23 protein-coding genes, 8 tRNA genes and 1 pseudogene are annotated in these 25,452 nt (G+C 49.3%); 16 read left to right on the top strand and 16 right to left on the bottom strand.

The window, feature by feature from the left end; all coding sequences use genetic code 11:
• Positions 1 to 44: 44 nt before the first annotated feature.
• Positions 45 to 626, bottom strand: coding sequence for a superoxide dismutase (locus tag CCE91_RS08370; protein ID WP_086434715.1), 582 nt, complete (start codon positions 624 to 626; stop codon positions 45 to 47).
• 205 nt (positions 627 to 831) lie between these two features.
• Here CCE91_RS08370 and grxD point away from each other — a divergent pair, with 205 nt between their 5' ends.
• Both grxD and CCE91_RS08360 read left to right on the top strand, forming a co-directional pair.
• A complete protein-coding gene (grxD, locus tag CCE91_RS08365) occupies positions 832 to 1,173 on the top strand; it encodes a Grx4 family monothiol glutaredoxin (RefSeq protein WP_086434714.1) in 342 nt (113 codons plus the stop codon).
• A gap of 65 nt (positions 1,174 to 1,238) precedes the next feature.
• Entirely contained in the window at positions 1,239 to 1,844 is a 606-nt protein-coding gene (locus CCE91_RS08360) for a peroxiredoxin (RefSeq protein ID WP_086434713.1), read from the top strand.
• Between the two features lie 52 nt (positions 1,845 to 1,896).
• Here the strand turns inward: CCE91_RS08360 and rnt are convergent, their stop codons facing one another.
• Entirely contained in the window at positions 1,897 to 2,520 is a 624-nt protein-coding gene (gene rnt, locus CCE91_RS08355; protein ID WP_234996305.1) for a ribonuclease T, read from the bottom strand.
• A 222-nt stretch (positions 2,521 to 2,742) separates the two neighbouring features.
• Between rnt and CCE91_RS08350 the strand changes: the two genes are divergently transcribed.
• Entirely contained in the window at positions 2,743 to 3,639 is an 897-nt protein-coding gene (locus CCE91_RS08350; protein ID WP_086434711.1) for a flagellar protein MotY, read from the top strand.
• A gap of 10 nt (positions 3,640 to 3,649) precedes the next feature.
• On the opposite strand, the gene nth is transcribed toward CCE91_RS08350, so the two are convergent.
• Genes nth through rsxA form a run of 7 tightly spaced genes read right to left on the bottom strand, consistent with a single transcriptional unit; the run spans position 3,650 to position 9,429 of the window.
• Positions 3,650 to 4,294 carry an endonuclease III gene (gene nth, locus CCE91_RS08345; RefSeq protein ID WP_086434710.1) on the bottom strand — a complete coding sequence of 215 codons (645 nt, stop codon included), beginning with the start codon at positions 4,292 to 4,294 and terminating at the stop codon, positions 3,650 to 3,652.
• A gap of 9 nt (positions 4,295 to 4,303) precedes the next feature.
• On the bottom strand, positions 4,304 to 4,996 hold the full coding sequence (locus tag CCE91_RS08340) for an electron transport complex subunit E (RefSeq protein ID WP_086434709.1): 693 nt from the start codon (positions 4,994 to 4,996) through the stop codon (positions 4,304 to 4,306).
• A complete protein-coding gene (gene rsxG, locus CCE91_RS08335; RefSeq protein WP_086434708.1) occupies positions 4,983 to 5,633 on the bottom strand; it encodes an electron transport complex subunit RsxG in 651 nt (216 codons plus the stop codon). The genes CCE91_RS08340 and rsxG overlap by 14 nt, the downstream gene beginning before the upstream one ends.
• Positions 5,630 to 6,691: an electron transport complex subunit RsxD gene (gene rsxD, locus CCE91_RS08330; RefSeq protein ID WP_086434707.1), complete on the bottom strand. Its 1,062-nt coding sequence runs from the start codon at positions 6,689 to 6,691 to the stop codon at positions 5,630 to 5,632. Before rsxD ends, rsxG begins: the two co-directional genes overlap by 4 nt.
• Before the next feature lie 10 nt (positions 6,692 to 6,701).
• Complete coding sequence (rsxC, locus tag CCE91_RS08325) at positions 6,702 to 8,285, bottom strand: electron transport complex subunit RsxC (RefSeq protein ID WP_086434706.1); 1,584 nt, start codon at positions 8,283 to 8,285, stop codon at positions 6,702 to 6,704.
• Positions 8,285 to 8,848 carry an electron transport complex subunit RsxB gene (gene rsxB / locus CCE91_RS08320; RefSeq protein ID WP_086434705.1) on the bottom strand — a complete coding sequence of 188 codons (564 nt, stop codon included), beginning with the start codon at positions 8,846 to 8,848 and terminating at the stop codon, positions 8,285 to 8,287. Before rsxB ends, rsxC begins: the two co-directional genes overlap by 1 nt.
• Positions 8,845 to 9,429: an electron transport complex subunit RsxA gene (rsxA, locus tag CCE91_RS08315; RefSeq protein ID WP_086434704.1), complete on the bottom strand. Its 585-nt coding sequence runs from the start codon at positions 9,427 to 9,429 to the stop codon at positions 8,845 to 8,847. Before rsxA ends, rsxB begins: the two co-directional genes overlap by 4 nt.
• 253 nt (positions 9,430 to 9,682) lie before the next feature.
• Here rsxA and CCE91_RS08310 point away from each other — a divergent pair, with 253 nt between their 5' ends.
• Both CCE91_RS08310 and CCE91_RS12410 read left to right on the top strand, forming a co-directional pair.
• The gene (locus tag CCE91_RS08310) at positions 9,683 to 10,222 is read left to right on the top strand and encodes a phosphatase PAP2 family protein (RefSeq protein ID WP_086434703.1); all 540 of its coding nucleotides are present in this window, start codon (positions 9,683 to 9,685) and stop codon (positions 10,220 to 10,222) included.
• Positions 10,223 to 11,119 (top strand): annotated as a pseudogene (locus CCE91_RS12410) (MJ1255/VC2487 family glycosyltransferase); the annotation flags it as partial.
• A gap of 188 nt (positions 11,120 to 11,307) precedes the next feature.
• On the opposite strand, the gene CCE91_RS08300 reads toward CCE91_RS12410, so the two are convergent.
• From CCE91_RS08300 to CCE91_RS08290, 3 genes are all read right to left on the bottom strand, one after another.
• Positions 11,308 to 11,384: transfer RNA gene (locus CCE91_RS08300), tRNA-Asn, on the bottom strand.
• Between the two features lie 28 nt (positions 11,385 to 11,412).
• Positions 11,413 to 11,489 (bottom strand) — tRNA-Asn (locus CCE91_RS08295).
• Between the two features lie 804 nt (positions 11,490 to 12,293).
• Positions 12,294 to 13,481 carry a pyridoxal phosphate-dependent aminotransferase gene (locus tag CCE91_RS08290; protein ID WP_086434702.1) on the bottom strand — a complete coding sequence of 396 codons (1,188 nt, stop codon included), beginning with the start codon at positions 13,479 to 13,481 and terminating at the stop codon, positions 12,294 to 12,296.
• A gap of 193 nt (positions 13,482 to 13,674) precedes the next feature.
• On the opposite strand from CCE91_RS08290, the gene CCE91_RS08285 reads away from it, so the two are divergent.
• Genes CCE91_RS08285 through CCE91_RS08275 form a run of 3 tightly spaced genes read left to right on the top strand, consistent with a single transcriptional unit; the run spans position 13,675 to position 17,536 of the window.
• Entirely contained in the window at positions 13,675 to 15,027 is a 1,353-nt protein-coding gene (locus CCE91_RS08285) for an MATE family efflux transporter (protein WP_086434701.1), read from the top strand.
• A complete protein-coding gene (uvrB, locus tag CCE91_RS08280) occupies positions 15,024 to 17,054 on the top strand; it encodes an excinuclease ABC subunit UvrB (protein WP_086434700.1) in 2,031 nt (676 codons plus the stop codon). Before CCE91_RS08285 ends, uvrB begins: the two co-directional genes overlap by 4 nt.
• 5 nt (positions 17,055 to 17,059) lie before the next feature.
• Complete coding sequence (locus CCE91_RS08275; protein WP_086434699.1) at positions 17,060 to 17,536, top strand: DUF2919 family protein; 477 nt, start codon at positions 17,060 to 17,062, stop codon at positions 17,534 to 17,536.
• A 30-nt stretch (positions 17,537 to 17,566) separates the two neighbouring features.
• Here CCE91_RS08275 and CCE91_RS08270 read toward each other — a convergent pair.
• A tRNA-Val gene (locus CCE91_RS08270) sits at positions 17,567 to 17,642 on the bottom strand.
• 36 nt (positions 17,643 to 17,678) lie between these two features.
• Positions 17,679 to 17,754: transfer RNA gene (locus tag CCE91_RS08265), tRNA-Val, on the bottom strand.
• A gap of 269 nt (positions 17,755 to 18,023) precedes the next feature.
• Here CCE91_RS08265 and gltX point away from each other — a divergent pair.
• From gltX to CCE91_RS08235, 6 genes are all read left to right on the top strand, one after another.
• Positions 18,024 to 19,433: a glutamate--tRNA ligase gene (gltX, locus tag CCE91_RS08260; protein WP_086434698.1), complete on the top strand. Its 1,410-nt coding sequence runs from the start codon at positions 18,024 to 18,026 to the stop codon at positions 19,431 to 19,433.
• 15 nt (positions 19,434 to 19,448) lie between these two features.
• On the top strand, positions 19,449 to 20,084 hold the full coding sequence (can, locus tag CCE91_RS08255; protein WP_086434697.1) for a carbonate dehydratase: 636 nt from the start codon (positions 19,449 to 19,451) through the stop codon (positions 20,082 to 20,084).
• 157 nt (positions 20,085 to 20,241) lie between these two features.
• Positions 20,242 to 20,317, top strand: a tRNA-Ala gene (locus CCE91_RS08250).
• Between the two features lie 33 nt (positions 20,318 to 20,350).
• Positions 20,351 to 20,426: transfer RNA gene (locus CCE91_RS08245), tRNA-Glu, on the top strand.
• A 29-nt stretch (positions 20,427 to 20,455) separates the two neighbouring features.
• Positions 20,456 to 20,531, top strand: a tRNA-Glu gene (locus tag CCE91_RS08240).
• Positions 20,532 to 20,574: 43 nt separating this feature from the next.
• A tRNA-Glu gene (locus CCE91_RS08235) sits at positions 20,575 to 20,650 on the top strand.
• A 4-nt stretch (positions 20,651 to 20,654) separates the two neighbouring features.
• Here CCE91_RS08235 and CCE91_RS08230 read toward each other — a convergent pair.
• Positions 20,655 to 21,302, bottom strand: coding sequence for an arylesterase (locus tag CCE91_RS08230; protein ID WP_086434696.1), 648 nt, complete (start codon positions 21,300 to 21,302; stop codon positions 20,655 to 20,657).
• Positions 21,303 to 21,304: 2 nt separating this feature from the next.
• On the opposite strand from CCE91_RS08230, the gene CCE91_RS08225 reads away from it, so the two are divergent.
• Both CCE91_RS08225 and CCE91_RS08220 read left to right on the top strand, forming a co-directional pair.
• Positions 21,305 to 21,985: an ABC transporter ATP-binding protein gene (locus CCE91_RS08225; RefSeq protein ID WP_086434695.1), complete on the top strand. Its 681-nt coding sequence runs from the start codon at positions 21,305 to 21,307 to the stop codon at positions 21,983 to 21,985.
• Entirely contained in the window at positions 21,975 to 24,497 is a 2,523-nt protein-coding gene (locus CCE91_RS08220; RefSeq protein WP_086434694.1) for an ABC transporter permease, read from the top strand. The genes CCE91_RS08225 and CCE91_RS08220 overlap by 11 nt, the downstream gene beginning before the upstream one ends.
• A gap of 52 nt (positions 24,498 to 24,549) precedes the next feature.
• Here the strand turns inward: CCE91_RS08220 and CCE91_RS08215 are convergent, their stop codons facing one another.
• Positions 24,550 to 25,443, bottom strand: a complete 894-nt coding sequence (locus CCE91_RS08215) for an alpha/beta hydrolase family protein (protein WP_198677967.1) — start codon at positions 25,441 to 25,443, stop codon at positions 24,550 to 24,552.
• Positions 25,444 to 25,452 lie beyond the last annotated feature (9 nt).

Raw genomic sequence — 25,452 nt, 5'->3', positions numbered from 1 at the left:
GAACCAAGCTCATCCTTTTTTATTTGAGCTAATTGTAGTGAAACTTAGCTAAAGTTCTTTGCTACGAAATCCCAGTTAACCAGGTTCCAGAATGCTTTCATGTAGTCTGGACGCGCGTTACGGTAATCAATGTAGTACGCGTGCTCCCACACATCAGCAGTTAACAGCGGAGTAAGGCTGCTGTCTGTTACTGGTGTTTCGGCATTACTGGTGTTTACGATATCAACACCGCCGTCTGCAGTTTTCACCAGCCAGGTCCAGCCAGAACCGAAGTTGCCAACTGCTTGGTTAGTGAATTCTTCTTTGAATTTGTCAAAAGAACCAAACTTTTTGCTGATTGCGTCAGCAACAGCGCCGGATGGCTCACCGCCACCATTTGGGCTTAAGCAGTTCCAGTAGAAAGTATGGTTCCATACTTGTGCAGCGTTGTTAAACACGCCACCGCTTGATGCTTTAATCACATCTTCCAGGGATTTGCTTTCTAAATCAGTACCTTTTACCGCATCGTTCAGTTTATTAACGTATGCAGCGTGGTGCTTGCCATAATGATATTCCAGAGTTTCGGCTGAAATATGCGGCTCAAGCGCGTTTTTTTCATAAGGTAGAGCTGGTAATTCAAATGCCATTGTTAATTCTCCCTTGGCTTTTCGAGTGATTATTTCTGAGTGTAACGGTTGAATCCGCTACAACCCGTCTTCATATACTCTGTATTGTGCAATTCGGCTTATCTTTCAAGGGTAAGTATAGAATGTTTTTTTAAAAGCGCTGATTTCACCCGACCAAAACGGGTGTGTTATAATCTCGCTTTAAATAAGTCCACGTGAGGTAGTCATGGAAACGGTTGAACGAATTAAGCAGCAAATAGCTGAGCATCCTATTTTATTGTATATGAAGGGTTCTCCGAAGTTACCAAGCTGCGGATTCTCTTCTCAGGCATCACAGGCATTAATGAACTGTGGCGAGCCGTTCGCTTTTGTGGATATTTTGCAGAATCCCGATATTCGTGCAGAATTACCAATTTACGCTGATTGGCCTACCTTCCCACAATTATGGGTTGAAGGCGAATTAGTCGGCGGCTGCGATATCATTATTGAAATGTTTCAAAAGGGCGAGTTACAAAGCCTGATTAAAGACGTAGCCGAACGTCATCCGGCGCCGGAAGCTAGTGAATAAAGCACGCTGCGTTGATTACAAAATTCGTACTGATTAATTTTAATAGATAACAATGGAGATAAAACATGTCTGTATTAGTAGGTCGTAAAGCACCCAATTTTACTGCGGCAGCAGTATCAGGTTCTGGCGAAATCGTTGAAGATTTCAAACTGTCTGATGCCATTAAAGGTAAAAAAGCAGTGGTGTTCTTTTACCCACTTGATTTTACGTTTGTCTGCCCATCAGAGCTAATCGCTTTTGATAAGCGCTTAGAAGAATTCAACAAGCGCGGCGTTGAAGTTATTGGTGTATCTATTGATTCACAATTCTCTCACAGCGCTTGGCGTAACACTGCTGTGTCTGATGGCGGTATTGGTCCAGTGAAATACACCCTGGTAGCAGATACTAAGCACAGCATCTGTAAGTCTTACGACGTTGAGCACCCAGAAGCAGGCGTTGCCTTCCGTGCATCATTCCTGATTGATGAAGAAGGCATGGTACGTCACCAGGTAGTAAACGACCTGCCATTAGGCCGTAACATTGATGAAATGCTGCGTATGGTTGACGCCCTGAACTTCCACGAGAAACACGGTGAAGTTTGCCCTGCAGGCTGGAAAGAAGGCGACGAAGGTATGCAAGCAGACGCGAAAGGCGTTTCTAGCTACCTGTCTAAGAACTCTGACAAGCTGTAAATATGGCTTATCAATAAAAAGCCCCGCTTATGCGGGGCTTTTTTTTATCGGTTTAGTCGGAAGTGGTGTCGGATTGCATGGGCCAGCCGCCCAGTTGTTGCCAGCGATTTACCATCCAGCAGAATAGCTCTGCGGTGCGTTCGGTGTCGTACAAAGCCGAGTGGGCCTGCTTGCTATCGAACGCTATGCCGGCGGCCTGACAAGCTTTTACCAGTACGGTTTGCCCCAGCGTTAGCGCTGCCAGCGCAGTAGTATCAAAAGTGACGAAGGGGTGAAACGGATTACGTTTGATTTCGGTGCGCGCAGCAGCGGCCATTAAAAAGTTATGGTCGAAGGTGGCATTATGGCCAACCAGCACGCAGCGCTGACAATCGACCGCTTTTTGAGCCTTGCGAATAGGTTTAAATAACTCTTTTAGTACTTCCATTTCAGGCAAAGCACCACGCAATGGCGTGTGTGGGTCGATGCCATTAAAATCAATAGCGGCCTGCTCGATATTTGCGCCCGGAAACGGCTCAACATGGAACTGAATTGACTCGTCACGTACCAGTTGCTGTTCATCGTTGAACTTCAGAGTAACCGCAGCGATTTCGAGCAGGGCATCGGTATTGGCATTAAAGCCTGCAGTTTCAACATCAATAACTACTGGAAAATAACCACGAAAACGAGCCTTCATCAGCGCGGCATTGTCTTTCGATGTAGAGGTGTTCAATACTTCCGTTGGCTGGCTGCTAGTCATAACTTCCTATTAGTATTGGTAATGATAATCTGAATTCGAAGTAGCTTGGCGCAAAACCGCATTATTACAGAAAGCGTTCTGATCTTCCTGCTTTTCTTGTGCTAAAGCTTTGCGAACAAAGGTCGATATAAAAGCATCAATCATTGCCCGGGATACAGTATGAAATTGAAGTACCTGACTACTGCGTCTGCGCTGCTGACTTCCGCTTTGCTAATTGCGCCCGCTACTAGCGCGGTGCGTCACTATGCAGCGGACCTTTCTAATTCCAACTGGGAAGTGACCGAGCAGAGCGCGTTGCAATGTGAACTTGAGCATCAGGTACCTCGTTACGGGCGCGTGAAATTTGTCAGCGAAGCCAGCAAGCAACTGAACTTGCGCATGCGCCTTGAGTTTCTGCAGTTACCCGACAGTTATGATATTGCCTCGGTAAAATCTATTGCGCCTAATTGGTGGCCGGGTTCGTCAACTTACGAGTTGGGCGAGATGAAACTGTACAAACAGTTTAATAGCGAATTACCTAAGCAGGCGGCCTGGACTGTATTAACCGAGCTGGAGAAAGGGCGTCATCCAACTTTCTTTTATCAGGATTGGTACAACGAGCGTGATCAGGTAGCTGTGGGTTTATCGGCTGCAAACTTCCGCCGCAATTACGACGACTTCTTAAATTGTGTAAGCGGGCTGCTGAAATTTAGCTTTGAAGATATTGCCTACACAGTGCTGAATTATGATGACGACAATGGCGAGCTGACTCGCGAAGCCCAGCAGAAGCTGATGCAAATTGGTCAGTACTTGTCGCATGATACCGATTTGGAACTGGTGCTTATTGACGCTTACACCGATGCTTACGGTGCGCGTGAGCCGAACCAACGGTTAACCGAAGAGCGGGCTGAAATGATTAAGAGCTTCTTTACCGAACGCGGTATTAATGGTGAGCGCATTGTGACTGTAGGTCATGGTGAGCGCCGCCATATTGCCGGTAACGATGACGAATTAGCACGCGCTCAAAACCGCAGGGTAGTGATTCAGTTAAGCAAGCCACTACTGGGCATGCTGTAATCACCAGAGGCTAGGAGACGTCGTCAGACGTCTTCTGCTTGTACTCGCACAAGTCTTCAATACGGCACGAGCCACAGCGTGGTTTACGCGCAATGCAGGTGTAACGGCCGTGCAGAATAAACCAGTGATGTGCGTCTACTTTAAATTCCGCCGGTATTACCTTCACTAATTTATCTTCCACGTCGCGCACGGTTTTACCTGGCGCAAAACGGGTGCGGTTGGCCACCCGGTAAATGTGTGTGTCTACCGCTATAGTCGGCCAGCCAAAGGCTGTATTTAACACCACATTGGCGGTTTTGCGGCCAACGCCCGGCAGGGCTTCCAAAGCTTCTCTATTTTCCGGTACTTCACCACCGTGCTCGTTCACCAGAATGTGGCAGGTTTTAATCACGTTTTCGGCTTTGGAATTAAATAACCCAATGGTTTTTATATAGTCTTTTACGCCATCTACGCCTAAATCCAGCATTTGCTGCGGAGTACTGGCGGCTGGAAACAGTTTGCGGGTGGCTTTATTCACGCCCACGTCGGTTGCTTGTGCGGACAACAGGACCGCAATCAGTAACTCAAAGGTTGAGTTGTATTCAAGCTCAGTGGTCGGGGTCGGGTTGTCTTCCCGCAACCGTTGAAGTATTTCAATACGTTTATTTTTATTCATGAAAAACCTTTACGACTGCGCCGTAACGCGTGCTCGGGTGACTTGCTTCTCGGGCTTGCTGGCATGTTGTTCACGGTAGTGATCAATGGCATTTTTCAGGGCAATAATAAAGCCCATACCAATAAAGGCGCCCGGCGGCAAAATAGCCAGTAACAACGGGTAGTCAACGGTAAATAATTCGATGCGTAACGCAGTAGCCCATTCGCCCAGCAGTAACTCGGCGCCATCGAACAAGGTCCCGTTACCAATAATTTCGCGCAGCCCGCCTAAGGTCATTAGTACCAGCGTGAAACCAACACCCATCATCAGACCGTCAAAGGCCGACTGGCGCCAGGGGTTCTTCGAGGCATAAGCTTCAGCGCGACCAATAATGGCGCAGTTGGTTACAATCAGCGGAATGAAAATGCCCAGTGCCTGATACAGCCCGTAAAAGTAAGCGTTCATAATCAGCTGAATAACGGTTACAAAAGCCGCAATCACCATCACAAACACCGGAATACGTATTTCTTTGGGTACCCAGTTACGCACCAGCGACACGGTCAGGTTGGAGCCGATAAGTACCAGCATAGTTGCCAAACCCAAGCCCATGGCGTTGGTTATGGTGGCGGTAACCGCCAGCAGCGGGCATAAGCCCAGCAGTTGCACCAGGGCAGGGTTGTTATGCCATAAGCCCTGTAGGCTAATGTTTTTATATTCTTGCATCGCTGGCGACCTCCTCACAATTTGCGGGTTGTTGCTGCCATTGTGACTGATTCTCGGTAAACACTTGCACGGCGTTTTCTACCGCATGCACCACGGCGCGCGGAGTAATAGTTGCACCAGTGAATTGATCAAATACGCCGCCTTGTTTGCGTACGTCCCAACGCGAATCGTCATCGCCGTTAACTTGCATACCGTCAAAAGATTCAATCCAGTCGCTTTTACGGCGTTCAATTTTGTCACCCAAACCTGGTGTTTCCTGATGCTTCAAAGTACGCACGCCAGCCACGCTGCCGTCAGCATAAACCGCTACTAGTAATTGAATAGCGCCGCTATAGCCATTGGGTGCGGTTACTTCCATGGCCGCGCCAACAAAGCCCTGCTGCTGATAAGCCAGATAAACGTGTTTGGGCTGACTACCACCGAGTTCTTCGTGAGTGACCAAACGGCATTCTTCAAATAGGTTATTGGTGTAAGTTTCCTGTGGCAATACAGCATTTAAATTGTTACGTAACTGCTGTTGCTGCTGCGCGGTTATTTGATCTTCGGTTAGCAGTGCAGTGCCCACAATTAACAGCGTGGCAGCCACCGCGAACGCCGCCAGAACCAGACCATTTTTTTGCATGCTGGAAAGCGTCATGATGAAGATCCTTTATGCCCGTATACGGTTGGCTGGCTGTATTTGTCGATAATAGGTACGCACATATTTGCCAGTAGTACGGCGAAGGCAACTCCATCGGGATAACCGCCCCAGGTGCGAATCACGTATACCAAAAAGCCAATCAGCAAGCCAAAGTACAGCCGGCCGCGATTAGAGGTGGCTGCCGATACCGGGTCGGTCGCAATAAAAAAGGCGCCAAGCATAGTGGCACCGCCAAACAAATGCATAAACAGCCCAATGCTTTGGTCGGGCGCAATGGCCGAGCCAATAAGTGCCGGAACGGCTAGCCCAAGCATTAAACCAACCGGAATGTGCCAGCTAATTACGCGGGTGGCAATAAGTGCCAAACCACCTAATAAAAACGCAGCGTTAAGTAGCTGCCAGCCAACCCCGGCAATACCGCTAAAGATTGGATTGTTGGTGATTTCCGGGGTGGTTAGTTGCTGCGATAATCCGGTTTTGAGGGTGTCCAGTGGCGTGGCCATAGAAATACCATCAACCCCAGCTTTCAACTGTTGCACGTTATAGCCGTCGGCGGTGTAACCACTGAAGATGAGCTGGGTGGCATCATAAAACGACACACTAAAATTACTGAGCTCAGCCGGCAGCGGCCAACTGGTCATTTGCAGTGGGAATGACACTAACAGCACCACGTAGCCAGCCATAGCTGGGTTGAAAATATTCTGGCCAATACCGCCGTACAGGTGCTTCACAATGCCAATGGAAAATACGGTACCTATAACAATAATCCACCAGGGCGCCAGTGAGGGAATACTCAACGCCAGCAGCACTGCGGTAACCACGGCGGAATAATCGGCTAAGGTATTGTGGCTGGTGCGACGGCGCGCCTGGGTGAATAAAAACTCGGTGGCTACTGCGGTAATAGTTGCCAGTAACAGCTGAATAATAATACCTGGCCCAAAAATAACGTAATGGGCCAACGCACCCGGAATTAAGGCATAGCAAACCAGTCGCATAACCTGACCTGTGCTGCGAGCTGGTTTTGTATGTGGCGCCGGAGCGATACGAAAAGTCATGATGCGATTCTCAGCTGTCGTCGTCGGATGAGGATTGGGCTTGCTGTTTTGCCCGGCGCGCTTTGGCGCGAGCTAATGCTGCTTTTACCGCGTCCTGCGGATCTTTACCGGTAGTTTTCGCGGCTTCTGCCTGCGATTGTTTACGGGCTTCGGCCGCTTTACGATGGCGCTCCAAGCGTTCCTGCTGTTCACGTTCCAGCCGTTGCTGGCGCGCTTCAAAGCGCTCGCGGGCAACTTCGGCCTGAGCTTTTTCACGCGCTATATTGCGAATTTCTGCTTTGGCTTTGCGGTAATAATGCACCAGTGGAATGGCGCTGGGGCAAACATAGGCGCAAGCGCCACATTCAATGCAGTCGAATAAGTTTTGCTGCTCAAGCTCATCGAACTCTTTGGCTTTGGCGTGCCAGTACAATTGCTGCGGTAATAAGCTGGCAGGGCAGGCATCGGCACAGGCACCGCAACGAATGCAGGGCATTTCCGGTTCGGCGTCGGGTAACTCACGACTGCTTGGCGCTAAAATACAGTTGGTTATTTTTACTACCGGAACCGTTAAATCAGGTAGGGCGAATCCCATCATCGGACCGCCCATAATGACGCGCTGTTGCGGCTCGGCCTGAAAGCCGGCCTGATTCAGCAAGTGGGCAACCGGCGTTCCTAAACGAACCCAGTAATTGCCCGGTTGCTGTAAGGCTTCGCCGGTGGCGGTAACTACGCGTTGAAGCAATGGTTCGCCGTCAATAATGGCGCGCTTTACCGCAAAGGCGGTGGCCACGTTTTGCATCACCAAACCTATATCAATAGGTAAGCCTCGGCTTGGCACTTCACGCCCGGTAAGCAACTGAATTAGTTGCTTTTCGCCACCAGAGGGATATCTGGTAGGCACCACCCGCAAGGTTATAGTTGCATGGTCTTGCAAGGCTTCAGTTAAAACCTTGATAGCTTCTGGCTTGTTATCTTCTACCGCAACTAATGTTTTGGGAATATCAGCCAGATACATCAGAATTTCAGCGCCGCTGATAATTTCTGCGGCGTACTCGCGCATCAGGCGGTCGTCGGCACAAATATAAGGCTCGCACTCCACACCATTTAAAATCAGGTAATCCAGTGGCTTTTGCAGTGCCAGTTTTTGCGCAGTAGGAAAGCCTGCACCGCCAAGTCCGGCAATGCCTGATTGTTGAATATGGTTCAACAGGGTGGCGTGGTCGTGATTGCGATAATCCGCATAAGCTTGGCGTTCGCCCCAGCGGTCGTCGCCATCAGGTTCAATAATAATACAGGTATCGGCTAAACCAGACGGGTGTGCAACCCGTGCCGGGCCAATACTACTAACCACGCCGGACGATGGCGCATGCACCGGCAACTGACCGTGTTGCTTACTATTGGTTAGCGCTTGCCCTTTAAGCACGGTATCGCCGGGCTTCACCAGAATATCGGCGGGCTCACCAATATGCTGGCGTAACGGCAGAATAAAACGCTCGGGCAAAGGGAGTTCGCGAATAGGTTCAGCGGCCGCGTATTTGCGCTCTGGTGGATGAATGCCACCAGGGAAAGTCCAGATATGCCCTTGCTCGATTAATTCTTTACTACGCTGCATTAGTTACTGGACTCCACCATGCGCACCGGAATTTGCTCTAAATCCCATTGCCAGGTTTCCGGCTTCACGGTTACCGGCACCATGTCGATACAGTCCACCGGACATGGCTCAACGCACAAGTCGCAGCCGGTACACTCATGCGCAATGACCGTATGCATATGTTTGGCGGCACCTAAAATAGCGTCAACCGGGCAGGCCTGAATGCACTTGGTGCAACCAATACATTCATCTTCGCGAATCACAGCAACTTTTTTGGTACTTTCTTCACCGTGAGCAGAGTCCAGCGGTTTGGCTTCCACACCCATTAAATCAGCTAGCTCACGAATAGTCGCTTCACCGCCCGGTGGACATTTATTAATGTCATCGCCGTTAGCAATAGCTTGAGCGTATGGCCGGCAACCCGGATAGCCACATTGTCCGCATTGGGTTTGCGGTAAAATAGCGTCAATTTGATCCACTATAGGGTCGCTTTCCACGCGGAATTTCACCGCGGCAAAGCCAAGTACCACGCCGAATATCAGGGCGAGAAGTCCTAGTGCTAGTACTGCAGTTAATAAACTCATGAAATGGTCACCAGTCCGGTGAAGCCCATAAATGCGAGTGACATTAAGCCAGCGGTAATCATGGCAATAGCAGCACCCTTAAAGGGCAGCGGAACGTCGGCTGCCACTAGCCGCTCGCGCAATGCAGAGAATAAAATAAGCACTAACGAGAAGCCAAGAGCAGCGCCGAGCCCGTAAATAATAGACTCCACGAAGTTGTGTTGTTCGGTAATATTCAGCAGTGCCACGCCAAGTACTGCGCAGTTAGTGGTAATCAATGGCAGAAAAATACCAAGCAGGCGATACAAAGTAGGGCTGGTTTTGTGCACCACCATTTCGGTGAACTGCACTACCACGGCAATTACCAGAATAAAGCTCAGGGTTTGCAGAGCCAGTAAATCTAGTGGGGCTAACAGGTAAGTATTCACCAGATAGCTGCATACTGAAGCCAGAGTAAGCACAAAAGTGGTTGCAGCGGACATGCCAATAGCTGTTTCCAGCTTATTTGAAACGCCCATAAAAGGGCATAAGCCAAGAAACTTCACTAGCACAAAATTGTTTACCAGCACGGTTGCTACCAGCAACAGTAGGTATTCACCCATGATTGTATCCAGTTACGCCGAAGTTTGTGCGCAAGCACTGCAAGAATGATGTTTGTATGCGCCTATTATCAGTTTTTCGGGCGCGTTAAACAACCGACTAAAGGTAGGCTTATTCAGGTTTTTTCGAAAAAAACGGTGTTTTTGGGAGCTGCGCTTACTGAAACCTTCTTTGAACCTTCACTAATCTGTCGCATAACTGTCATTTTTAGGCTCTAAGGTAGCCTTTACTGCAACGAGGATCGGGGATTCTCTTATGCACATAAAGTGGCTTGGACGAATACAGAGCTGGGACGAACAAACGTTCTTCCTGTTAAGCACCAAACAGGCACAGCGTTGGTGCCGCCAATGGCCGCGCTGGCTGTCTCGTACCGGTGACGGTTACGGTTACATTCTAGCCTGCGTAGCGGCACTGCTGTTACAAGACCCCGACGCCGCAATATTGTCAGTCACTTTGTTATTCGGCTTTTTACTTGAACTTCCGTTGTACTGGTTATTAAAAAATACGCTGCGTCGACAGCGACCTTACCAACGTATTCCTCGCTTCAAGTCACAAATTATTGCTCACGATACCTTCAGTTTTCCCTCCGGTCATACGACAGCTGCCTTTATGTTCGCCGGCCTATGGGCGAATTTCATGCCTAGTTTGGGGCCATTGGTTTATACCTGGGCCGCCTTGGTAGGGCTGTCGCGCGTGTTACTGGGGGTTCATTTTCCAACCGATATACTTGCCGGTGCTTTATTAGGCTCGGCGTTAGCGGCACTTATTTTAGTTCAAACAGCGGGATGGTGGTAAATGCGAGTTTTAATTGGAGTTCAGGGCACCGGCAATGGTCACTTGAGTCGCTGTAGTGCGCTGGCAGAAGCACTGCGTGCTGAACAGGTTGAAGCCGACTTTCTAATTAGTGGAAGAGCGCGCGAAGCTTTGTTCGACATGGAGGTTTTTGGGAACTGGCAATGGCAACCCGGGCTGACCTTTCAGGTTCGCGACGGCAAGGTCAGGTTAGTAGACACCTTGCGTAAAAACGATTGGGCGCAGTTTAAACAGTCAGTGCGTGAGTTGCGTCTGGACGACTATGATTTGGTGCTGTCGGACTTTGAACCTATAACAGCCTGGGCTGCCCGCAAGCAGGGCAAGCGCTGCATTGGTATTGGTCGCCAGTTTGCGTTCTACCACAAGCATGCACAGTTGCCGGTAACTCTGCTGCAACGCCAACTACTGAAACAATTCGTGCCGGTTAGCGATGTGGTTGGCATGCACTGGCAGCGCTTGCACGATAATTTGCTACCGCCGGTGATTCATCAGCGCGGGAATGAGTCAGTCGCAGCTACTGAGGAAGCTATTCTGGTGTATTTGCCGTTTGAGAGCTTAGCTGCGGTGCGGCAACTACTAACGGCATTCCCGCAACAAAAATTTAAGGTGTTTCATCCGCAGGTGAAGCGAGAAGACGTGGGGCATATTTCTTACTTCCCACCGTCGCGTAACGGCTTTGCAGAAGCCATGCGTAATAGCTCAGGTGTTATTGCCAATGCCGGCTTTGAAACCACCAGTGAAGCACTGGCGCTGGGTAAAAAGCTGCTGGTTAAACCATTGCATGGACAGTTTGAACAGCAGGTGAACGCCCATGCGTTGCAAAGCGCAAAGCTTGCTGCGGTAATGACGAAGTTATCAACGGAAGCGGTGGCTGAATTTCTAACTATGAGTTCGGCAGTGCAGTGTGAATGGCCGGATGTAGCCAGTGCTTTAGCAAAATGGATTGCGGCAGGTGCAACAACGCCAATTAAGGAATTAAGTGATGTGCTGTGGCAGCAATGTAGATTAAATACGAATGAAGTAGGTTTTCAGAAGCGAGTCAGCGATAAAACGGAATTGGAGCTTAATGGCTCCCCAGGTTGGATTCGAACCAACGACACATGGATTAACAGTCCACCGCTCTAACCAACTGAGCTACTGGGGAATTGAATTAAGAGGGTTGTCACAAGCGTTGGCTCCCCAGGTTGGATTCGAACCAACGACACATGGATTAACAGTCCACCGCTCTAACCAACTGAGCTACTGGGGAACACTTGCGATAACGGTGGCGAATGTTAAAGGTACGGCCGGAAACTGTCAATACTAAAAATGTTGTTTGCTGCTTTTATCGACAGTGGCTGCGATATTCGCCATAAAGCCTGTAATAAAAGGACTTGGCGAGGTGTCGTCCTGGTGAATTCTGAGCCGCTGAGAATATCTGAAAAAAGCGTCTTGGTAACTGGAAAGGGGGCGGACAGTGTCTGTGAACAATGTCAAGCAAGTGTCATAACTGCAGCTATATCAAATGATATGTTAACGGCATTTCACTGTTATCCACAGCGGCGCAGAAGTCCCGTGTTTCATAGCTTTACAGATCTTATCCACGGAATCTGTGGATAACCCTGTGGGAAAAACTGTGAGTGACCAATAAAATCAAGCGGTTCAGAGCCGTGTCGCAGCTGGTCAAAAAATGGTTCTATAAAAATAAATGCATTAAAAACAATGGCTTGTAATTTTTGCGGTGAATGACATGATTTTCTTTTCTCAAGAAAAAAAGTATTTTCCTTGCATTCACAAATCTGTGCATTTCTTAATGAATTAGAGCAATTTTTAGACCAATAATGAGCTCGATAGTGAAATTTTTCGATAACATTTCGCTTTCTTTACTTGCCTTTTGGAGCCAACCCGAAACTAGGCTGGAACAATCAGTTAGTTACGAAAGTAACAAGTTTGTCACACAAATAACGCCTTGAATTTGGATATATAACGCGCTTAGTTCGAAATTTTTACAAAAAAAACGTCCATTGCCGCTTAAAACAGCAATAGACGCCCGTTTTTGATGGTTTAGCTGTCGTTAAAGCTTGTCGGCAAACTTGCGAATACGTGCAACAGCTTCTTTTAATGTATCTAAATCAGTGGCAAACGACAGTCGGCAGTGCTCATCTGTACCAAAGGCTGAGCCCGGAACCAAGGCAACGCCTACGTCATTCAGCAATTTTTCACACAACTCAACGTCAGTTTCCACCTTAGCTTTGCGCATGAGGTCACTAATGTTGGCAAAGGTATAAAAAGTGCCATCACCAGCCACACAACGAATACCATCAATGGTGTTCAGTGCTTCTACCAGGTAATCGTGGCGCTGTTTAAATGCCGACACCATGGTATCAATGCAGGATTGATCACCGTTCAGTGCTGCCAATGCGGCATACTGACTAATACTGGTTGGATTCGACGTGCTCTGTGACTGTACTTTTTTCATGGCCGCAATAATTTTCTTCGGGCCAGCGGCATAACCAATACGCCAGCCGGTCATGGCGTAAGCTTTCGAAACACCGCTTAATATCACAATGCGATCACGAAGATCAGGCGCCACCATTGCCAGATTGGCAAAGTCATTTTTGTTCCACAGTATGTGTTCGTACATATCATCGGTAGCTACCAGCACGCGCGGGTGCTTACGCAGCACCTCAGCCAGACCTTTCAGTTCGTCGGCAGTGTATGCGGTGCCGGCTGGGTTTGATGGACTGTTAATGAACATCAGTTTAGTGGCTGGGGTAATGGCATCGTCCAGTTGTTGCGGAGTGATTTTGTAACGCTGTTCAATACCAGCCCCAACAATAACTGGCTTAGCACCCACCAGTTTCACCATATCTGGATAAGATACCCAGTAAGGTGCGGGAATAACTACTTCGTCGTCACTGTCTAGCCAGGCGGTTAGCAAATTATAAATACTGTGTTTACCACCGGCGGAAATCAGAATCTCGTCGTTACTGTACGTCAATTGGTTGTCACGTTTAAACTTGGCAACCACAGCTTCTTTAAGTTCTTTAATACCATCTACCGCAGTGTATTTGGTGTGGCCATCGTCAATAGCTTTTTTGGCCGCGGTTTTGATGAACTCCGGGGTATCAAAATCAGGCTCACCCACGCCCAGCCCGATAACGTCTTTGCCGGCTGCTTTTAGTTCAGCTGCCTTTTGAGAAACTGCCAGAGTGGGCGAAGGCTGAATAGCATTAACACGGTGAGAGAGTTGGTAATCCACGAGCGCATCCTGTGATCGATTTAGAAGAGCACATACTATAAGAATTTGTGGGTAAAATGTCCATCAGCGCGACTGTGGTTCTGCTTATCGGCGTGGTCTTATTAAGCTAATTTAGGTAGACTGTGCTGCTTGTCAAACGTGTTCGCCAGCACTTGGCTTTGCGTGTCATGCTTTCAACTCCAACGAGGTACCGATGTCTACTGCAGTTGCTTCCCAAGCGATGCTCAATGACCCTATAGGTAAAGTTTTGTGGCGTATGACATGGCCAATGGTGCTGGGCATTGCAACGCTAATTAGCTTTAATGTTGTCGATACTTTTTTTGTGGGCTTGCTTGGTACTGAGCAGCTTGCTGCTATCAGTTTTACCTTTCCGGTTACCTTCACTGTTATTAGTTTAACCATTGGTTTGGGGATCGGTACATCCGCTGTCATCGCCCGAAAATTGGGCGCCAACCATACCAACGAAGCTCGTTTTGATGGCAGTTGTGCACTGTTGTTGTCGGCGTGCCTGGTAGGCGCTTTGGCATTTATTGGATATTTGTTCATAGATCCTATTTTTTCGCTGTTAAAAGCCCAGCAAGAACTCATGCCTTATATTCGTAGCTACATGACCTGGTGGTACGCCGGTGCGGTGCTGTTAGTTATTCCGATGATTGGGAATTCTATTTTACGAGCCTCAGGTGATACCCGTTCGCCAGCCTTTATTATGGCTTCGGGTGGTTTGCTGAACGCCTTGTTTGATCCGTTATTTATATTTGGTTGGGGGCCAGTGCCGGGTTACGGCATTGAAGGCGCCGCTATTGCTAGCGTGTTGGCCTGGAGCATCGGCGTGATTTTGGTGTTGGCTTACTTGAATCGGAAGCAGTTGCTAAGCCTGGTGGCTCCAGCGAATGCGCATATCATGCGCTCAATGGCGCAGGTATTGCGCATTGGTTTGCCGGCGGCTAGCGCAAATATGCTCACGCCTCTGGCTATGGCGGTAATGACAGCTATTATTGCTGGCTACGGTGCGCCTGCGGTGGCGGCATTTGGAGTAGGAACCCGGCTGGAGTCGCTGGCGAGTATTATTATTTTATCGTTGTCGATGTCGCTACCACCGTTGATTAGTCAGAACATGGGTGCCGATCGTATGACGCGGGTGGCTGATGCTTATAAAGTTGCACTGAAAAGTGTGCTGTGGATTCAGGCTGGAATATACGTGCTGCTGGTCGTATTTGCGCGCCCAATAGCCAATGTGTTCGCGCAGGAGCAGGAAGTTGCCGACATTGTAGTGCTGTTTATTTACATTATGCCACTGGCTTACGGATTACAGGGTTGGATTATTCTTACCAACTCCAGTTTTAATGCGCTACATAAACCTATGCAGGCGCTGTGGTTAAGTATTATTCGATTATTCGTATTTTTTGTTCCGATATCGTACCTGGGGTCAATTATTGCCGATATTCCCGGGCTGTTTATAGGCGGCGTGGTTGCCAATGTAATCACGGCTACTATCGCTTATCTATGGTTTCAGCACACCTTGGCAGAGGAGAAGCGTTCCGCATGACACGTCGTTTTGAGTTAGCATCCGATTTTTCTCCAGCCGGGGATCAACCACAGGCTATTAGCGCCATTGTGGACAATCTTGAGTCCGGGCTTGCCCATCAAACCCTGCTTGGTGTTACTGGCTCGGGTAAAACTTTTACCATGGCCAATGTGATTGAAAAGGTGCAACGGCCTACGTTGATACTGGCGCACAATAAAACGCTGGCAGCGCAGTTGTATGGCGAAATGAAAGAGTTCTTTCCGAAAAATGCGGTGGAGTATTTCGTTTCTTACTACGACTACTATCAGCCAGAAGCCTATGTGCCTACCACTGACACTTTTATTGAAAAAGACGCGTCTATTAATGAACACATTGAGCAGATGCGGTTGTCGGCAACCAAAGCGCTGTTGGAGCGACGCGACGTAGTGCTGATTGCCTCGGTTTCTTGTATTTATGGTTTGGGTGACCCCGATTCATACATGAGTATGATGCTGCACCTGCGCCGCGGCGATATTCTGGATCAGCGTGATGTACTGCGCCGGCTGGCGCAATTGCAGTACAAACGCAATGATGCTGCGTTCGAGCGCGGTACCTACCGGGTGCGCGGCGAAGTGATTGACATATTCCCGGCTGAATCAGAGAAAATGGCCATTCGGGTTGAAATGTTCGACAACGAAATTGACCGCATTAGCTTCTTCGAACCCTTAACCGGGCAAGTAACAGATGCGGACGTGGCGCGCGCCACTGTGTATCCCAAAACGCACTATGTAACGCCCCGCGACAAACTTCTGGATGCCGTTGAAAAGATCAAAGTAGAGCTGAAAGAACGTAAGCAACACCTGTTGGATACCAACAAACTGATTGAAGAGCAGCGCATTTCACAGCGCACCCAATTTGATATCGAAATGATGCTGGAGCTGGGCTACTGCTCGGGCATTGAAAACTACTCCCGTTATTTGTCGGGCCGTGCGCCCGGCGAACCACCGCCAACTTTAATGGATTACTTGCCCGACGATGCTTTACTGATCATTGACGAGTCGCACGTGACGGTTTCGCAAATTGGCGCTATGTATAAAGGCGACAGATCTCGTAAAGAAAACCTGGTGAACTACGGTTTCCGGTTGCCGTCTGCGCTGGATAACCGGCCGTTGAAGTTTGATGAATTTGAAGCCATAGCGCCGCAAACCCTTTACGTGTCAGCAACTCCAGGTAAGTTCGAGCTGGAGAAATGTGGTGGTGATGTGATTGAGCAAGTGGTGCGTCCAACTGGTTTGTTAGACCCTACTATTGAAGTGCGTCCGGTAGCGACTCAGGTTGATGATCTAATGTCGGAAGTTCGTATGCGGGTTGAGCGCAACGAGCGGGTGCTGGCAACTACCTTAACGAAAAAAATGGCAGAGGATTTAAGCGACTATCTGGACGAGCATGGTATTCGCGTGCGTTACCTGCACTCTGACATAGACACCGTCGAGCGCATGGAAATTATTCGCGACTTGCGGCTGGGTAACTTCGACGTACTGGTAGGTATTAACCTGCTGCGGGAAGGCCTGGACATGCCGGAAGTGTCACTGGTGGCCATTTTGGATGCCGATAAAGAGGGCTTCCTGCGCTCCGATCGGGCACTTATTCAGACCATGGGCCGGGCTGCGCGTAACCTGAACGGCCGCGCCATTTTATACGCCGACAGAATTACTGGTTCTATGCAGCGCGCTATGGACGAAACCGACCGTCGTCGCGACAAGCAAATTGCTTACAATGAAAAGCATGGTATTACCCCGAAAGGTTTGCAGAAGCGTATTACCGACGTAATGGACATGGGTGGCAGTCGCTCTAAGAAAGGCGCGAAAGACTCAGCCATTAGTCAAATTGCCAGCGGGCAGGGCGGTTATCTGGCCGAGCCGGTGCTGGATCCAAAAGAGCTGTTAAAAGAGTTACAGCAAACCGAAAAAGCCATGTACAAGGCCGCACAGAACTTAGAGTTCGAGGAAGCAGGTAGACTACGCGATCGGGTTGCACAATTGCGTGAGCAAGTGAAGCGGAGCGGTTAAGCGACATGTTGCAACCGGGTGATGAACGTTATCTGGATGGCGATGGGAAACCGCGGCATCCTATCGGCATTATGTTGGTGCTACTGTTCTTGTTACGTGGTTATGCAGCCTGGACAGTATCGTTAACCTTCAGTGACGATCGCAGTAAGTTATTGGGTTTCTTTTACAACAACACCGAGCAGTTTTTTTTAACCTTGCTGGCTGGCGTACCGGCACTGGCGGTTCTGATCTTAACGTTTTTTATGAAGCCCGACTGCCAACCCTGGGTACTTAGTGGTTGGCGCAAAGTGCCGGTCATGCTGTGGTTGGGATGGATACTGGACGGCATCGTGTTGCTGGGTTTAATTAGCTCACGCTGGCCTGAATTCGCGTCTGCAAAAGCTATTATGGTGATGATTTGGTGCTGGGCGGGTTGGTATTTATACAATTCTCGCCATTGGCGAAGGTACCAGCAATTAATGGTTAGTTATTGCAGTTCGTAATTGAAATTTTGCGATAAAACTTAGGGGAAGTGGTGGATGGTACTGGGCTTGAACCAGTGACCCCCGCCTTGTAAGGGCGGTGCTCTCCCAACTGAGCTAACCATCCAGGTATTCGGTATAAATCAGGTAGTGCAGGGCAACGTGGTGGATGGTACTGGGCTTGAACCAGTGACCCCCGCCTTGTAAGGGCGGTGCTCTCCCAACTGAGCTAACCATCCGTTATTTCTCTGTCGTTGCGGGGCGGTATTATAGGGCGTAGCTAACCACTGTCAATAAAAAAAGTGAAATGAGAGTTCAATTGCTGGCTTTTTCGCCAAAGCATCACTAAAGCACCAATAATCCACCTTATTTGCAAGAAATTCATTCTCACCGCCACAGATAAACCCTATCTGAATAATGCGCCCGGCGCACCTACCTGATAAACTGCCGCTATGTTTACAGAGATTTTGAATCTCAGTGTATTGCTCGAGCGGAGATCGGACTGATTATGACTGTAGTTACTCGTTTTGCCCCAAGCCCAACTGGCTTTTTACATGTTGGTGGTGCGCGCACCGCCTTATATTCCTGGTTAGTAGCTAAGGCTCAGGGCGGCAAATTTGTGTTGCGTATTGAAGATACCGACCGTGAGCGCTCAACCCAGCCAGCCATTGATGCCATTATGGAAGGAATGCATTGGTTAGGACTGGATTGGGACGAGGGTCCTTACTACCAAAGCCAGCGCTTTGAGCGGTATCAGGAACTTATCGATTTACTGCTGAAAGAAGACAAAGCTTACAAGTGCTACTGCAGTGCTGAGCGTTTGGAAACCATGCGTGAAGAGCAAATGGCGCGTGGTGAAAAACCTCGCTACGACGGTCATTGCCGTGACAACCCGAATGCCAGTGGTGACCGCTATGTGATTCGTTTCCGCAACCCGCAAACGGGCAGCGTAGTGTTTCACGATCATATTCGTGGGCCAATCGAATTTGCCAACACCGAGTTGGACGATTTGATTATTGCCCGCAGTGACGGCACCCCAACTTACAACTTCTGTGTGGTGGTGGATGACTGGGATATGCACATCACACATGTGGTGCGTGGCGAAGATCATGTGAACAACACCCCGCGGCAGATTAATATTTTAAAAGCCCTGGGCGCACCAGTGCCGGAATACGCACACGTGTCCATGATTCTGGGCGACGACGGCAAGAAGCTGTCGAAGCGCCATGGTGCTGTAGGTGTTATGCAGTATCGTGACGACGGTTACTTGCCGAAGGCGGTTTTGAATTATTTAGTACGCCTGGGTTGGTCGCATGGCGATCAGGAAATTTTTAGCACCGAAGAAATGATTAAGTTGTTTTCGCTTGATGAAGTGAACAAAGCGGCCTCAGCCTTTAACACCGAAAAGCTGAACTGGCTGAATCAACATTACATGAAAACCTTACCTGCTACCGAAGTGGCAGAGTACCTAGCCTGGCACATGCACGATCAGGGCATTGATGTAAGCAAGGGCCCACATCTGGAGCAGTTGATAGGGTTGCAGGCTGATCGGGTTAAAACTCTAAAAGAAATGGCTGCTACCAGCCGGTATTTTTATGAAAGCTTTACCGAGTTTGATGAAGCGGCGGCGAAAAAGCACTTACGTCCAGTTGCTAAGGAGCCATTGCAAGCCGCTCAGGAACGTTTAGGTGCGTTAAGCCAGTGGACGCCGGAAGCCATTCAGAACGCGCTGCAGGAAACGGCGGCGGCGCTTGACGTTGGTATGGGCAAAGTGGGTATGCCATTGCGCGTGGCGGCTACTGGTGGCGGTAATTCACCGTCACTGGATGCTACCCTGGCACTGATTTCACAGGACGAAGTGGTCCGACGTATTGATCTAGCACTTGCGTTTATTATGGCGCGCGAAGCGAACCAATAAATACGGAGTATTGAGATGCCGACAATTGACAGTATGTTGGAAAATAATCGAAATTGGGCAAAACGCCAGTTGGAAGAAGATCCAAACTTTTTTAAAGATTTAGTAGCGCAACAAAAACCTGAATACCTGTGGATTGGTTGCTCGGACAGCCGGGTTCCAGCGAATCAGGTAGTAGGTATGGCGCCGGGTGAACTTTTTGTTCACCGCAACGTGGCTAATCAGGTTATTCAAACCGACTTCAACTGCTTATCGGTATTACAGTTTGCAGTTGAAAGCTTAAAGGTGAAACATATCTTGGTTGTTGGCCACTACGGTTGTGGTGGCGTTGAAGCGGCAACTGAGTCCTGTTCACATGGTTTAGTAGACCACTGGTTATTCCCAATTAAAGATATTTATCGTGAGCACAAGAAAGAACTAGAAACGATAACCGACAGCCGCGAACGCCACAACCGGTTGTGCGAACTGAATGTTATTGAGCAAGTAAAGAATCTGGTGAAAACCACCATAGTTCAGAATGCCTGGGAGCGTGGTCAGGAACTTACGATTCATGGCTGGGTGTACAGCATTGAAGATGGTTTAGTGCGTGATATGAAGGTTTCTGCATCCGATAAAGAGGGCGTGGAACGTATTTATCATATGAATGGCGAATAGCTGGTTTGGTCGGGAATTGTTAGGAAATAGCTGCTTTTCCCGACAGACTGCTTTAAATTTCAGCAAACGCATTGTACAAGCCAAAAAAAGGTTGACACATGTGCGGCTACCACCATAGAATTCGCCCCGCTGTTAAGCACTGAAGCAGGCCATGTGTGGGGCTATAGCTCAGCTGGGAGAGCGCTTGCATGGCATGCAAGAGGTCAGCGGTTCGATCCCGCTTAGCTCCACCAAGTTTCCTTGTTTTAACAGCAAATGTTGATTGCGTCCCCTTCGTCTAGAGGCCTAGGACATCGCCCTTTCACGGCGGTAACAGGGGTTCGAATCCCCTAGGGGACGCCATTTCAACAACACTATCAGAGAATTACAGCGTCCCCTTCGTCTAGAGGCCTAGGACATCGCCCTTTCACGGCGGTAACAGGGGTTCGAATCCCCTAGGGGACGCCATTTCTTCTCGCTGCAAGTGTAAAATGCTAGAAAAAGTCTATGGGTCCCCTTCGTCTAGAGGCCTAGGACATCGCCCTTTCACGGCGGTAACAGGGGTTCGAATCCCCTAGGGGACGCCACTTTTTAGCTAGCTTCAGATTTTTCCTTTCTTGCTTGGGCAACTAACTCCAACAGTAATGGTTCCATGATATTGGCAATGGTTTCCTGCGCCTGTTCGTTCGGATGAATCCCATCGTTTTGCATTAAATCTGCATCAACAGCTATCTGTTCCATAAAAAATGGCACTAGCCGGATATTATTTTCTTCTGCAAGCTCCGGATACATAGCCGCGAACATTTCGGTAAATCGCTTGCCATAGTTTGGTGGTATTTGAATTTGGCTTAAGCCCACCACAATATCGCGTTGCTGTAACTGGTCGATGATTTGGTTCAGGTTGTCGCGAACAGTTGCAAGTGAGAAGCCGCGCAGTCCATCATTACCACCAAGTTCAACGAATACAGCCTGAGGCTGGTGGCGCTCAATAACTCCGGGTAACCGACGCAAAGCACCTTGAGTGGTTTCACCGCTAATGCTGGCATTAACGAGTTCAACATCGGGTTGTGTGTCCTGCCAGCGGCGCTCAAGAATACCGACCCAGCTCACGGATTTTGACATGCCATAGCCCGCACTGAGACTATCACCTAAAACAACAAGTGAAACATTTGCGGAAACTGGACGTATAACCAATAACAAAAGAATTATTGTTGAAAATTTGACAAGGAAATTTTTCATAAATGCTTATTCAAACCACTCAATTAGAAAAGAAAGTCACCACGAGCGAAGGCGAGTTGCAAATCCTGCATCCCATCAACATGCAAATAGCAGCCGGTGAAACCGTTGCTATTGTAGGCGCATCAGGCTCGGGTAAGTCAACTTTGTTGTCGTTACTAGCAGGTTTAGACCTCTCTAGTGCCGGAGACGTTCTTATAGATAACGAAAAATTAAGCGAATTGGATGAAGAGCAGCGTGCGAAAGTGCGCGCCGACAAGATCGGCTTTATCTTCCAGTCGTTTTTGCTGATCCCAAGTTTAACCGCGTTAGAGAACGTGATGTTACCGGCAGAACTGGCGGGTCACAAAACCGCAGAGCAAGAAGCGCGGGAGTTGTTGGCCCAGGTAGGTTTGTCTGAGCGCTTGCATCATTACCCGAATCAATTATCTGGTGGTGAGCAGCAGCGGGTGGCTATTGCGCGAGCCTTCATTGGTACGCCAAAGATTCTTTTTGCTGATGAGCCAACCGGCAACCTGGATAAGAAAACGGGTAACACCGTGGAAGATTTATTGTTTGATATGAACGCGAAGTCGGGCACCACCTTGATTATGGTAACCCACGATGGCGAGCTTGCGAAACGCTGTCAGCGTATTCTGCGCATGGACGCAGGACGCCTGAACGAGGAGCAACGCGATGTGGCCTAAAATATCGCGACGCTTATTACTACAGGAGTTACGCCGCGGTGAATTGACTATTATGGCGTTGGCCATTGTATTGTCGGTTACGGCGGTGTTGTCGTTGTCGCTATTCAGTGAACGTTTGCAGGAAGGTTTGCTGGCGCGTAGTAGTGAATTTCTGGCAGCCGATCGAGTACTGAGTTCGCGGCGGGAAGTGAACGAAAGTTGGTTGACCGAAGCTCACGAACGCAATTTGCAAACGGCTCGGCGGGTAGTATTCAATTCTATGGCCTTTGCTGGCGATGAGCTTGGCCTGGTTGATGTGAAAGCGGTATCTGAAGGTTACCCGCTACGTGGGGATTTGGAGACCGCAGCAGAGCCCTATGGTGAAGGTGAAGTAACCAATGGCGTGCCACCGCTCGGCGAAGCCTGGGTGGCTTCTGCCTTGTTTCAGTCGCTACAACTGGATATTGGCGACACCATAGAAGTGGGGGACAGCGCCTTTCGCGTTACCAGAGTGGTCACTTATGAGCCTGATGTGGGCTTTTCGGTGTTCACTGACAGTCCCAATGTACTTATTAATTATGCCGATTTAGCGGCCACCAACCTGATTCAGCCGGGCTCTCGTGTGCGCTACAACATTTTGTATGCAGGCGAGGCCGATGCCATAGCCGGTTATGAAGATTGGCTATTACCGCAACTAAATGATGACACCCACAATTGGCGCAGCATTGATGACGGTGATGCACCCTTGGCGCGGTCACTGCGTAGAGCCGAACGCTTTATGATGCTGGCAAGTTTGCTGGGCGTAGTGTTGGCAGCCACGGCAGTGGCGGTTGCCGCACAGCGTTACTGTCAGCGCAACTACGACGTGGTTGCCATTATGAAAACCTTGGGCGGCAGTAAAGCGCAAATTCAGAAGATATTTACGCTGCATTTATTGCTGCTCACGGTAATCAGCATAGGTATAGGCTTGTTACTGGGGTGGTTTATTCAGTGGCAGGTGACCGAATTAGTGGCCGCGCAGTTAGATACAACATTGCCAGCAGCGGGCTGGCGACCTTACGCGCTTGCCAGCGCCACCGGCTTACTTAGCTCGGTGATGTTTACGCTGTATCCGCTGCTACGGTTAATTAAAGTACCGCCGTTGCGGGTACTGCATCGACAACTGGTGGGTGCAGCAGATATTCGCTGGCTACACTGGCTGTTATGTGGCGGTACTGTATATCTGTTATTGGTGCTGTACAGCCAGCAGTGGTTGCTATCTACGGCGTTGTTCGCTGGTGGTGGCGGTGCTGCGGTAGTACTGCTACTGATTGGTCGCTTGTTTATTGGCGTGAGCCGTAAAGCGGGCATGCAAGCGGGTAGTGCCTGGCGGTTAGCTATGGCTGGTTTGCAGCGCCGGGCTGGCGCTAATAGCGTGCAGATGATTAGCTTTTCAACGGCCATCATGTTGCTGTTGTTAGTACTGGCATTGCGCAACGAGTTGCTGGCTGACTGGCAAGAGCAGTTGCCCGATAACGCGCCGAACTACTTTATTCTGAACGTTGCGGAAGAGAAAGTTGAGCAGCTACAGGAAACTTTTGCCGCAAAAGATATTGTCAGTAACGACATGTATCCCATAGTGCCGGGTCGTGTTACCGCCATTAACGATGAAGTATTGCGTGATGAAGTAACCAAAGAAGACCGCGATGCCGATGAAGGTGAGCGTGAAGAAGAAGGTGAAGCACGTGAAGGCTTTGGTCGTGAGCTGTCCTTAACCTGGCGCAACGAACTGCCACCGAATAATGTGGTGGTTGAAGGCGAGTGGTTTGGTGATGACACCACGCCGCAAGTTTCACTGGAATCCCAGGTTGCTGAGCGCATGGATATGAAACTGGGCGATGAGCTTGAGTTTAATATTGGTGGCGAAGTGTTTCGGGTACCGGTTACCAGTATTCGTGAAGTGAACTGGAACTCGTTACAACCTAACTTCTATATGATCTTTAACCCGGCCACTTTGTCCGACTTTCCGGCTACTTATATTTCCAGCTTCCACCTGGATCAAAGCCGTAAAAGCGAGCTGAATGCGCTGTTTAAAGACTTTCCACAGGTGTCTTTGCTCGACTTAGATGCCTTGATGGCGCAACTGCGTGAAGTAATTAGTCAGGTAAGCCTGGCCATAGCGTTCGTGCTGTTCCTGGTGATTATTGCCGGTACTTTGGTGTTAGTGGCTCAGGTACAGGCGTCCATGGAAGAACGCCAACAGGAGCTGGTGATTCTGCGAACTCTGGGTGCGCCAGCGAAATTACTGCGCCGAAGTATTACCTACGAGTTTCTGGTATTAGGGGGGATCAGCGGCTTAATAGCCACGCTGGCCATGGAGCTGTCCTTGTTAATACTACAAACGCAGGTATTTGAGATGGATGCCGTATGGCATTGGCGTTTCTGGTTAGTAGGACCGGTGGCAGGTGCAATTATTGTTGCGTTGTTAGGTCGATTAGCCTGCGCTCGATTAATTCGCCGTAATACAGCGCAATTAATTCGTACTCTGGCTTAAGAATTTAACAACTAAAGAGACCAAGCCATCAGGCGCAACCTGATGGCTTTTTTTATGCGCGCCCGGTGAGTTCCGGAAGCAAGTAATCAGTCCATAACGACGACGCAAATTCTTCGCGGAAAAAGCCAAAATGGCCGATTCTTTTAACGCCGATATCTTCGGGAGCAATGCGGATCATACGTAGTGGGGCCGATCGGTAGAACTTGTGCAGCGACTCTATATTGCGGGCTGAGAGTAGCTCGTCATCGGTAACTGACAGCGAAGTGATTGGTACCTTCACGGCCGCAAACTGACTACGCAGGGGCTCACCCTCAACGCCGACCAGATAATCTTTATGCAGGCACCAGCGGCGCCACTGCAGCATCACGTTCTTCGGCAAGTCACCAACCATTTTTAGCTTTTTGCCAGGGAAATAGCCGAACATCGGAATAGTAACCGGCACCATGAAGAACCACAGGAACCAGGCTTTGCGCTTCAGTGCCGGAGCGTTCTCCAGCCAATAGCCGCTACCCGTGGTTACGGTTACCATTTTGTCCACCAGATGATGGTTAGGCAGAGCGCCAAATAGCTGCCCGCCAACACTGTGGGCCAACCACTTAATTGGCAAGTCTGGGTGCTGCTGATGAACAAAATCGAGTATGGCGACGCAATCCTGCTGTGCCCAGTCGAGCACGTTGATAGACAGCTTACTCAGCTTGTTAACTGACGATTGGCCCATGCCGTAATAATCAAAGGTAAGTACTGCAAACCCTTTGGCTGCCAGCCATTCGGCAACGGGGGCGTAATAACGTTGTGGTACGCCCATGGCCGGCGCAATTATAATTGCTGTATGCGGCGTGGCGGGTTCGTAACGAGTGGCAACTACCTGATGATCCGCTGGGGTGCTAATAGTGCACTGCGTGATCTTCGTATCCATGGTGGCGCTGGTCATGGCAGTGCTCTTCATAGCAGTGCT

Source organism: Pseudidiomarina planktonica, from assembly GCF_900177775.1.
Taxonomy (GTDB): Bacteria; Pseudomonadota; Gammaproteobacteria; order Enterobacterales; family Alteromonadaceae; genus Pseudidiomarina; species Pseudidiomarina planktonica.
The sequence above is the reverse complement of the archived record's forward strand: the minus strand, read 5'-3'. Positions and strand labels throughout refer to the sequence as shown.